The organism is Longimicrobiaceae bacterium (assembly GCA_036375715.1).
GTDB lineage: Bacteria > Gemmatimonadota > Gemmatimonadetes > Longimicrobiales > Longimicrobiaceae > DASVBS01.
In genome coordinates this window covers 92,318-101,711 of record DASVBS010000004.1, presented here as the reverse complement: position 1 = coordinate 101,711, position 9,394 = coordinate 92,318, and the positions used below count along the sequence as shown (strand labels likewise).

Here is a 9,394-nt window from a genome sequence, read left to right as displayed (position 1 = left end):
GGAACACACGAGCGAAGGCGTGTTCAATCTCTACTTTGGACCGGTCTACGTCGGGCAACTTAGCGAGCAAGAAAAGGTTATCCGCCGGCTGCACGACCGGAGAAGCGCACACCCTCACAGGTGTGGACTGTTACCTATGTGGCCGGTCTAAAGTGTTAACCATGTGGCCGGTCGTTCAGCAGGCCCGGTGGGGTGGAGTTGACCGGCGTTGAGGGCCGCCGACATCTGGAAAGGAGGAAGGAAGAATTCCCCCGTTCGAGCCGTCACCTGTCACCTTGTCACCTTGTCACTCCTCGTCTCCCTGTCCCCTTGTCTCCTTGTCTTCCGGCTTGTCCGCCGGCTCCGGCGGCGCAATCGTCAGCCGCCGCACGGCATCCCGGATGCGGCGGGCGTGGGCGCCGACGGAGGCGATCATCTCGCGCTCCTCCTCCGGCGTGTTGCCGCCCATCTCGAGGAGCTGTACGCCCGCGAGCAGCGCCGACAGCGGATTGTTGATCTCGTGCCGGAAAGCCTGCACCGTGCTGCTGACGGCGGCACCCCACTCGGTCCGGCGGATCGCCGCCTCGGTGCGGACACGGTCGGAGACGTCGCGGAAGGTCACCACGGCGCCCACCACGCGGCCATGCTGCCGGGCAGGGCTGCAGGTAAACTCCACGGCCACCGCATCACCCCCAGAGCGCCGGAACTCGGCCCACGGGACGGTGCGTGACCGACCATCGCGCAGGGTGAGGCCGATCTGGTCTTCGGGACCACTCCCCTCCTCCCCCACCGGCCCTGTCCGCCCCGCGAACAGGCGATAGCTGTTGCCGATCATGTCCTCGACGTGCCGCCCGAGGATCGAAGCCGCGGCGGGATTGGCGAAGGTCACCGTTCCCAGCGTGTCGACGCCGAAGATCCCCTCCGCCGCAGTGTCGAGGATGAGCTTCGTCTGCCGGCTCAGCCAGCGCAGGGCGTCCTCAGCCCGCTTGCGCTGGGTGACGTCCCGCAGGGCGGCGTGCACCAGCTCCCCCTCGACCGCGTGTTCGACCCGCTGCGCGGTAACCTCCAGCCAGGAATACTCCCCATTGGCGCGGCGCGCCCGGGCGATCGCCTGCACGACCGGTGGGCGCCCCTCCTGGGGCCTGAGCCGGGCGAAGAAGGCTTCCCGGTCGTCAGGATGGATCAGTTCGCACGCGGTCAGGGCCATCCACTCACGCCGCTCGTAGCCGAGCACACGCGCGGCGGCCGCACCGAGATAGACGCAGCGGCCGGTGGTGTCGTAGAGCACCACGATGTCGGACCCGTGCTCGGCCGCCAGCACCCGCAGGGAATCGGATCCCTCCTCCGGCGCCTCCCGCGGAGGGATCTCTCTACGAAAGGCGAGGATCAGGCACTGCAACTGGTTAGCGCCCGTCCGCAGCGGCCGGACGTTGACCCGGTACCCTGCGCCGAACGGCCCCTGCCCCGGCAGCTCGAGCAGGTGATCCTCTACCAGGTCGCGGGTGGGCACCACCTTCTCCAGGAGCTCTCGAACCTCGGCGGTACCCCACGCTCCGTTCGCGATCGAGTACACCGAGTTACCCGTCAGCGAATCGGAGGAGAGACCGAATTCGAGGAGAAAAGCCGGGTTGGCGACGCGCACGCGGAGCGCCGCATCCAGCACGAGCACCGGTTCGTGCAGCGTCAGGATCAGCTCGTCACCCGGGATGTCCACCGGCTGGAGCGGGTGCTCCACCGCCGAGCCTTCGGATGTGGTTGTCACACTGGGTGGATCAGAGGAGGACTTCGGAGCTTAGAGGATCGCCATCGCGTCCCCATAAGAATAGAAACGGTATCGCTGACGCACCGCTTCACTATAGGCGCGGAGCACGAGCTCGTGACCGCCGAACGCGCTCACCAGCATCAGAAGGGTGGAGCGCGGGAGGTGGAAGTTGGTCACCAGCCGATCGACCGCACGGAATCGGTACGGAGGTCGGATGAAGATGTCCGTCCACCCCTCACCTGCCCGCACTACCCCCGCTTTATCGGCCACGGTCTCGAGGGTGCGCACGGAGGTGGTACCCACGGCCCAGACGGCGCCGCCGGCGGCGCGTGCGGCGTTTATCGTACGGGCCGCCTCTTCCGTCACCCGATACCACTCGCTGTGCAGCCGGTGCTGCTCCGGCCGTTCCGCCTCCACCGGCCGGAAGGTGCCCGGTCCCACGTGCAGTACGAGCCGTGCGATCTCTACCCCGCGGGCGACGATTCGATCTAGCAGCTCGGGAGTGAAATGAAGCCCTGCCGTGGGGGCCGCCACCGACCCGCGCTCGCGGGCGTAAACCGTCTGGTACCTCTCGCGATCCTCCTCGGTTGCGCGGCGGCGAACGTAGGGAGGGAGTGGCACCTCGCCGTAACGCTGCAGCGCCTCCTCCAGCGGGAGATCGGTGAGGAAGCGCACCAGACGCTCGCCGCTCTCGAGCTGCGTCACGATCTCCACCGCCAGCTCGTCAGAGACGAACACCGTGCGGCCCGCCCGCAGCTTGGCGCCCGGACGCACCATCGCAAGCCAGAGGTCCGGATCGTCGGCGGCAGGGTGAAGCAGCAGGGCCTCCGCCTCCCCTCCCCCACTCCGCCGACCCTTCAACCGGGCCGGAAAGACGCGCGTCTCGTTGAGAACCAGGACATCACCGGGCGCGATGAGATCGACCAGGTCCGCGAAGACGCGGTGCTGAAAGGTCCCGGACTTCCGATCGACTACCAGCAGCCGGCTCTGGTCGCGCCGCTCTGCCGGCGACTGCGCGATGAGCTCTTCCGGCAGCTCATAGTCGAAATCGTCGGTCTTCCAGTCTCGCTCCTCTTCCACGTGTGCTCCGCCCCGGCCGCTTACGCTTCGAAGAACGACGCCTGCCCGCCGTCTCCCGACCGCGCGTCGACCGGCGGGGTGTAACCGAAGCGGCGATAGGCGCGCGCAGTGGCCATCCGCCCGCGGGGCGTTCGCATCAGCAGTCCGTTCTGGATGAGGAACGGCTCGTAAACCTCTTCCAGCGTACCGGCGTCCTCACCGATCGCCACGGCGAGTGTACCCAGCCCAACCGGCCCCCCGTTGAAGCTCTCGATCAAGGCTTTGAGCACGCGCGTGTCCATCTCGTCCAGCCCGTACTCGTCCACGTTCAACATCTGCAGCGCCGCATCGGCCGCCTCCCGGTCGATCACGCCGTCAGCGCGGACCTGCGCGTAGTCCCGCACGCGCCTCAGCAGCCGGTTGGCCACACGGGGCGTGCCGCGCGAGCGTCGGGCGATCTCCTCCGCTCCCTCCGCGGTCGCCTCCACCCCCAGGATCTCGCTCGAGCGCCGCACGATGAATGCGAGATGCTCCACGGGATAGTAGTCGAGCCGCTGCACGATCCCGAAGCGGGCGCGCATGGGCGGGGTGAGAAGCCCGAAGCGGGTGGTGGCGCCGATCAGGGTAAAGGGCTCGACCGGCATGGAGATCATCTGCGCATTGGGCCCATCCGACAGGCGCACGTCGATGCGGTAGTCCTCCATCGCCGGGTAGAGAAACTCCTCGATGATCGGCCGTAAGCGATGGATCTCGTCGATAAAGAGGATGTCTCCCGCGCGCAGGCTGGTGAGCTCCCGGACGAGGTCCCCCGGCTTCTCCAGCACGGGCCCGGAGGTGACCTTGATGTTCACCCCCATCTCACGCGCCAGCAGCATCGCCAGGGTCGTTTTTCCCAGACCCGGCGGACCGTACAGCAGCATGTGGTCGAGAGGCTCACGTCGCTGCAGCGCCGCTTCGATGGCAATGCGCAGCGCCTCCTTCACCTTCGGCTGGCCAATGAACTCCTGCAGCCGCTGGGGCCTCAGGCTCAGCTCGCTCCCCTGATCGTCGGAGAGTGCCTCGGGAGTGGTGATCTCTGGCCGGGTCGATTTCGACATGCGGAGCGTGCCGGAGTTACGGCATTTGTTCGGACGACCGGCTGTACACCGCGCACGGCAGCGGGTTCGTCAGCCCTCAGCGCAGGCGCAGCAGCGCCGCCCGGATGAGGTCCTGCGTGTCACCCGGTTCGCCCTCCTCGAGCGCCTCGCGCAGGGCGCGATCGGCATCTCCCGGGGCGAATCCGAGCACGGTCAGCGCCCGGAGCGCCTCCTCCACGGCCGGCCCGCGCGCGGCGGGGGCGGCCACGGCGATGTCATCCAGGCGACTCGCGAGGTCGAGCGAGAGCCGTTCCGCCGTCTTCTTCCCGACTCCCGGCACGGTGGTAAGTGCGTTGATGTCTCGCTCGCGGATCGCCCGCACGAGCCGCGGCGCGGACAGCGCCGACAGCATCGCCAACGCGAGCCGTGGGCCGACTCCCGAGGCGGTGAGCAGGCGGGTGAACACCACCCGGTCCGACTCGTCGGTGAACCCGAAGAGCAGCACCGCATCCTCCCGGACCACCTGCACCGTGCGCAGCTCGATCTCGCCGCCCACCGAGGGAAGCTTCTCGTATGCACTCCGGGGAATGGCGATCTCGTAGGCGACCCCACCAGGGGTCATCACCTCCACGCGATCGAATTCCCGGACGAGCAGGGTCCCCCGAATGCGGGCGATCATGGCGCCCGACGGCGGGCTTGGAGGCTGCCCGGCGAGAGATACAGGGGCGACCTGTCCGCCCCCGGGGCGCTACCCCGGAAATGGTGACAGAGCGCCACCGCGACGCCGTCCGCGGCGTCGTCCGGCCGGGGCGGCTCCCGCAACCGCAGGAGCCGCTGCACCATGAAGCTCACCTGATCCTTGGTGGCCCGACCCGCCCCCACCACCGCGTTCTTCACCTCCGACGGAGGATATTCCGCCACCCGTACGTCGTGCATCGATGCCGCGACCAGGACGGCGCCCCGAGCGTGCCCCAGCACCACCGCCGTCCGCACGTTCTTGCCATAGAACACCCCCTCGACCGCGACCGTATCCGGGGAATGACGGTCGAGGAGCTCGGACACCCCCTCGAAGATCTCCCGCAGGCGCTCGGGGAGAGGCGCACGGCCGGAGGTGCGGATCACTCCGCACTCCCGCAGTGACAGAAGGCCGTCGCCGGCACGGGTGACCACCCCGTATCCGGTGACGGCCGTTCCGGGATCGATGCCGAGGACGATCAAGCCTTCATGCCGTTTCGGGCGGAACGAAGCCGCGAGGTCTCGCGGCCAGCGGTCGGATCACGCCTCGACCAGCGACTCGTCGATGTCAGCGTTCGTCCACACCTTCTGGACGTCATCGAGATCCTCGAGGGCTTCGAGGAGACGGAGGAGCTTGGAGGCCTCATCCCCTTCCACCGCAACCAGCGTCTTGGGGACCATCGCGAGTTCGGCGCTCTCCCACTCGATTCCCGCGGCGCGGAGCCCCTCCTGCACCGCGTTGAAATGGCTCGGGTCGGTGTAAACGGTATACCCGTCCTCGTCCGTCTCCATGTCCTCCGCGCCGGCCTCGAGCGCCGCCTCGAGCAGCTGAGCCTCGTCGTAGCGACTGCCGATCTCGATCTGCCCCTTGAGGTCGAACATCCAGGCCACCGATCCGCTCTGCCCGAGGTTCCCGCCGTTCTTGGAGAGAACGTGGCGGATGTCGGCAACGGTGCGGTTCAGGTTGTCGGTCAGGGCCTCGATGTAGATGGCGATGCCGCCCGGACCGTAAGCCTCGTAGGAGACCTCCTGGTACTCCACCCCCTCGAGCTCGCCGGTGCCCTTCTTGATCGCCCGATCGATGTTATCGTTCGGCATGTTGGCCGATCTGGCGTTCTCGATCGCCAGCCGGAGCCGCGGATTGCCGTCGGGATCGCCCCCGCCGAGCTTGGCCGCCACTGTGATCTCGCGGATGATCTTCGTCCACTGGGACGCCCGCTTCTGATCAGTGACTGCCTTTTTCCGCTTGATCTGCTTCCATTTACTGTGCCCTGCCATCGGGCGCCTCCGGTCTCTCGGCGGTGGTTCGGATCGGCTCCGGTCGTGCGCAAATATAGCCGTGGCGAGGAAGACCGGCAACGCGGCATCGCTCAGCGCGGGCGGCGCCTTCCTTCGTCGAAGTGGCGAGGGGAAAGGCGCTCCCGCCCCGTGATCCGTCCCCGGGCGAGAGGGTTCAGCGCGCGCTTCTCGAGCCGACGCGGACGTGCCTCCGGCGGCACCGGCCAGCCCGGCGCGCCGAGGCCGATGTAGATACCGAGCCCGAAGGCCAGGACGCCTCCAGCAATGATCAGGACTCCCCACATGGTTGCTCGTCCGCGGGCGCGAGTCGTCAGGGCGGCCCCAGCTCCACCAGGGGATTCCAGACCCTGATCCCTGCGAACCGTGGGTTGGGGAGGTTATAGCGCAACGAGCTCCCGTCCCCGCGGGTCACGCATCCGCCAGCCTCCTCCACCACCAGGGCGGCGCCACACACGTCCCATTCGTGTTTGTACGCCGGGCTCACGAAGGCGTGCGCCGATCCGTCGGCCACCTTCAACATGCGGTAGGCGGTGCTTCCCATCTCCTTCAGTTGCCAGCCCTCCGCATATTCGGCCAGGCGCCCGGCCCGGACCTCCCAGCGGGAAGCGAGCAGTACGGGCTTCTCGCCATCGTCTGGCGGCGGCGCCACGTGGATGGGCACGCCCGACCGGCGCGCTCCCTCCCCCCTTCGGGCCTCGTAGAGCTCGTCCGTAACCGGGTTGTACACCGCCGCCACGATGGCGACCCCGTCCTCCACCAGGCCGACACTCACCACGAATTCGGGAATGCCCGCCACGAACGAGTTCGTCCCGTCGATCGGGTCCACCACCCACACCCGCCTGCGCTGCAGCCGATCGACCGAATCCGCGGTTTCCTCGGAGAGCCACCCGTAGTCGGGCCGCGCAGCCAGCAGGCGCGTGCGCAGCACCTCGTTCGCCACCAGGTCGGCCTCGGTGACCGGCTGGTCGGCGCTCTTGAAGCGAACCTCTCCGCGGATGCCGAACCGCGCGCGCACTTCCGCCCCCGCCGTCCGCACGGCGTCGACTGCCAGCGCGAGATCTTCCCTGGGATCGGGCAGTGCGGCCATCGCTGCAGATGTTCAAAAAAGAAGAGGAGATGTCCGACGAGCTTACCGGGCGCTACCAGCATCCAGAAGGAGATGCTACCGGCTCCGCCCCACAAATGAGCCGCCCCCGGACCTCACCGGCACGGGGGCGGGCAATGGAAGCCACGCAACGGGTGCTGTGAATCAGCGGCCTCCGACCTCGCGCGAGCGTCGGTACATCTCGGCCGCGCGCTCCGGCTGACCCTTCCGGTCGTATGCGATCCCCAGGGCGTAGAATGCCTTGCCGCTCTCAGGCTGAAGCCGGATCGCGGTCTCCAGGGCCTCGATCGCGGCCTCCCCGTCGCCGGTGTGGTTGAGCGCCTCGCCCAGGAAGATGTGTGCCGAGGCATGGTCCGGGTCGAGCTCCACCACCCGCCGGAGCTGCCCGGCGGCGGCCGCGTAGTTGCCGCGGCGGAAGAGGGTGAGGCCGAGCTGATAGTGGACGTCCACCCGGTTCGGGGCGACTCGCAGCGCACGGCGAAGCTCCCGCTCAGCGGGATCGTACTGCCCCTGTGCCAGATAAGCGGTGCCCAGCCCGAGCAGCGCCTCCACGTCCTCAGGGTTGGAGCCCAGGACCGCGTTGTATTGCTCGATGGCGCCGACATAGTCACCGCGCGCCAGCAGCTCCTCCGCCCGGGAGGTGGCACGGGGCGGCGCTGCCTCGGCGGCCGGAACGGCGGATGTGACACCTGCCGCCGGCGCGGGTGTCGTCTCCAGCCCGGCCTCCACGCTCTCCCCCTCCTTCCCGTGCTGCGGCTTCGAACCACGCTTACTGCGATCCATCATCCTTTCACCTCGATAGTCTCGTGCCGAACCCAGCGCGCATAGGCCGGGGCCACGTCGCTCGCCTCGAGGGCCACGACTTCCGGCACTTCGTACGGGTGAAGCTCGTTCACCCGGTCACGAAGCCGTTCCACCAGCTCCGCTCTCGTCTTCATGACGAGCAGCACCTCACCCGCCTGCTCGAGCCGCCCCTCCCAGCGATAGAGGGAGGTAACACCCGGGACGATGTTTCCGCAGGCGATCAGCCGCTCGGCGAGAAGTCGCAGGGAAAGGTCTCTGGCCTGCTCCTCGTTGGCCAGAGTAGTCAGGACCAGCGCTATCGGCTGCGAGCTTTCATCCATTCTCGGGTGGGACTTCGGGAACGATCTCGTCCTCCGCCTCCCCGGTCAGCTCCGCGAGCTTGGCGCGCGCGTGCGCGATGTGTCGCGCGGCTTCCGGAATTCTGGGCGGATGGGCGAGGAACGCCCGGAGGTGCGCCACCGCGTCATCGACGTTCCCTCGCTGCAGCAGCAGGAAGGCGAGCCCGTAGTGGGCTCCGGAGGCGTGCGGCTTCAACTCCAGCACCCGGCGGTAGGTCCGCATCGCCTCATCGGTCATGCCGATGTGTGTGTACGTTACGGCGATTTGCTGGAGTACGTCCGTATCGCTGGGGGCCTCGCGCAACGCGAGGCGGAAGGATGTCAGAGCTTCGTGGTACTTCTCCTGGCGGAGTAGATCCGTCCCTTCAGTGTAGTAGTCCGTTTCCTCAGAACCGCTATCCGAGTCGCCGGAGATCAGCTTTCGCCACCAGGACATAGGGCCTTCGCGGCAGTGCATGGAAGGTGCGGGGGCCCACGGCCCGAAGACGCGCCGCCCGCCTGGCCGCCTGGCCCCATCGCGTGGCGCGATGTGGGACAGAAGTTACCCGGCCCGGGGGTCCGACGCAACCGCCACCCGGTCCTGCTCGAGCAGGAGTCGAGCCCCCTCGCGGCGGATCATCTCGGCCGCCCCGCCAGGCGCCGGTTCGATCACCAGACGGGCTTCGCGAACGAGGCAGCGCAGGGCTTCCGAGACCCGCTCAGAGGTGGCCCCGGCGGTGAGGACCACGCCCGCGAGGGAGCGGCTGCGGAACGGCAGTCGGGCCCCCGCCAGGAGCCAGCCCGTCCGAACCGCCTCCACGTTGTCGGGGACCTCGCGGCTCACGCCGACCACTGCTGAGTCGGGTAGAAGCTCCTGGATCTCCTTCACCAGCGCCGGGTCATCCGAGACCACCGCGACCGGCGGCGACGGAGCCGTCAGCCCGAGAAGCGCCGCCATCCGCAGCGGTTTCTCCGGATCCCGCCCCTCCGCGAAATCCCCCCCCTCAGCAATGCCGCCCGCAACCTGCTCTTCGGCCTCTTCGACGCATGAGGAATCGGTACCCTCGGGCTCGAAGCCCCACCGCAGATCCGCGACCCCACCGCGCACGGGGTACTGCTCCCGGCAGTTCGCGCACCCGAGCCAGCCCTCGATCACCCGGCGATCCTCGATCCGATCGGCGAGAATGACCAGGCCGAACTCGGGCCCGCACCGCGGGCAGGCGAGGACGTCGGTCAGGACGATGTGCATGCGGCCGCG

At 68.3% G+C, this 9,394-nt stretch carries 12 protein-coding genes; all 12 read right to left on the bottom strand.

Translation table 11 applies throughout. The features are described from left to right. Positions 1 to 286: 286 nt before the first annotated feature. The 12 genes from VF167_00580 to VF167_00525 all read right to left on the bottom strand — a co-directional run bounded on the left by VF167_00580 (position 287) and on the right by VF167_00525 (position 9,385). Positions 287 to 1,741, bottom strand: coding sequence for a PAS domain S-box protein (locus tag VF167_00580; protein ID HEX6923893.1), 1,455 nt, complete (start codon positions 1,739 to 1,741; stop codon positions 287 to 289). 30 nt (positions 1,742 to 1,771) lie between these two features. Further along, the gene (queA, locus tag VF167_00575) at positions 1,772 to 2,821 is read right to left on the bottom strand and encodes a tRNA preQ1(34) S-adenosylmethionine ribosyltransferase-isomerase QueA (protein ID HEX6923892.1); all 1,050 of its coding nucleotides are present in this window, start codon (positions 2,819 to 2,821) and stop codon (positions 1,772 to 1,774) included. Positions 2,822 to 2,841: 20 nt separating this feature from the next. Beyond that, positions 2,842 to 3,897, bottom strand: a complete 1,056-nt coding sequence (gene ruvB / locus VF167_00570; protein HEX6923891.1) for a Holliday junction branch migration DNA helicase RuvB — start codon at positions 3,895 to 3,897, stop codon at positions 2,842 to 2,844. Between the two features lie 76 nt (positions 3,898 to 3,973). Beyond that, positions 3,974 to 4,555 (bottom strand): Holliday junction branch migration protein RuvA, encoded by a 582-nt coding sequence (ruvA, locus tag VF167_00565; protein HEX6923890.1) that lies wholly within the window; start codon positions 4,553 to 4,555, stop codon positions 3,974 to 3,976. Then, entirely contained in the window at positions 4,552 to 5,094 is a 543-nt protein-coding gene (gene ruvC, locus VF167_00560) for a crossover junction endodeoxyribonuclease RuvC (protein ID HEX6923889.1), read from the bottom strand. Before ruvC ends, ruvA begins: the two co-directional genes overlap by 4 nt. Positions 5,095 to 5,151: 57 nt before the next feature. Then, on the bottom strand, positions 5,152 to 5,889 hold the full coding sequence (locus VF167_00555) for a YebC/PmpR family DNA-binding transcriptional regulator (protein ID HEX6923888.1): 738 nt from the start codon (positions 5,887 to 5,889) through the stop codon (positions 5,152 to 5,154). 92 nt (positions 5,890 to 5,981) lie between these two features. After that, positions 5,982 to 6,194, bottom strand: a complete 213-nt coding sequence (locus VF167_00550; protein ID HEX6923887.1) for a hypothetical protein — start codon at positions 6,192 to 6,194, stop codon at positions 5,982 to 5,984. A gap of 26 nt (positions 6,195 to 6,220) precedes the next feature. Beyond that, entirely contained in the window at positions 6,221 to 6,997 is a 777-nt protein-coding gene (locus VF167_00545; GenBank protein HEX6923886.1) for a 3'(2'),5'-bisphosphate nucleotidase CysQ, read from the bottom strand. Between the two features lie 162 nt (positions 6,998 to 7,159). After that, on the bottom strand, positions 7,160 to 7,801 hold the full coding sequence (locus tag VF167_00540; protein HEX6923885.1) for a tetratricopeptide repeat protein: 642 nt from the start codon (positions 7,799 to 7,801) through the stop codon (positions 7,160 to 7,162). Beyond that, the gene (cutA, locus tag VF167_00535; GenBank protein ID HEX6923884.1) at positions 7,798 to 8,139 is read right to left on the bottom strand and encodes a divalent-cation tolerance protein CutA; all 342 of its coding nucleotides are present in this window, start codon (positions 8,137 to 8,139) and stop codon (positions 7,798 to 7,800) included. Before cutA ends, VF167_00540 begins: the two co-directional genes overlap by 4 nt. Continuing rightward, positions 8,132 to 8,593, bottom strand: a complete 462-nt coding sequence (locus VF167_00530; GenBank protein ID HEX6923883.1) for a tetratricopeptide repeat protein — start codon at positions 8,591 to 8,593, stop codon at positions 8,132 to 8,134. The genes cutA and VF167_00530 overlap by 8 nt, the downstream gene beginning before the upstream one ends. 105 nt (positions 8,594 to 8,698) lie before the next feature. Then, positions 8,699 to 9,385 carry a hypothetical protein gene (locus VF167_00525; GenBank protein ID HEX6923882.1) on the bottom strand — a complete coding sequence of 229 codons (687 nt, stop codon included), beginning with the start codon at positions 9,383 to 9,385 and terminating at the stop codon, positions 8,699 to 8,701. Positions 9,386 to 9,394 lie beyond the last annotated feature (9 nt).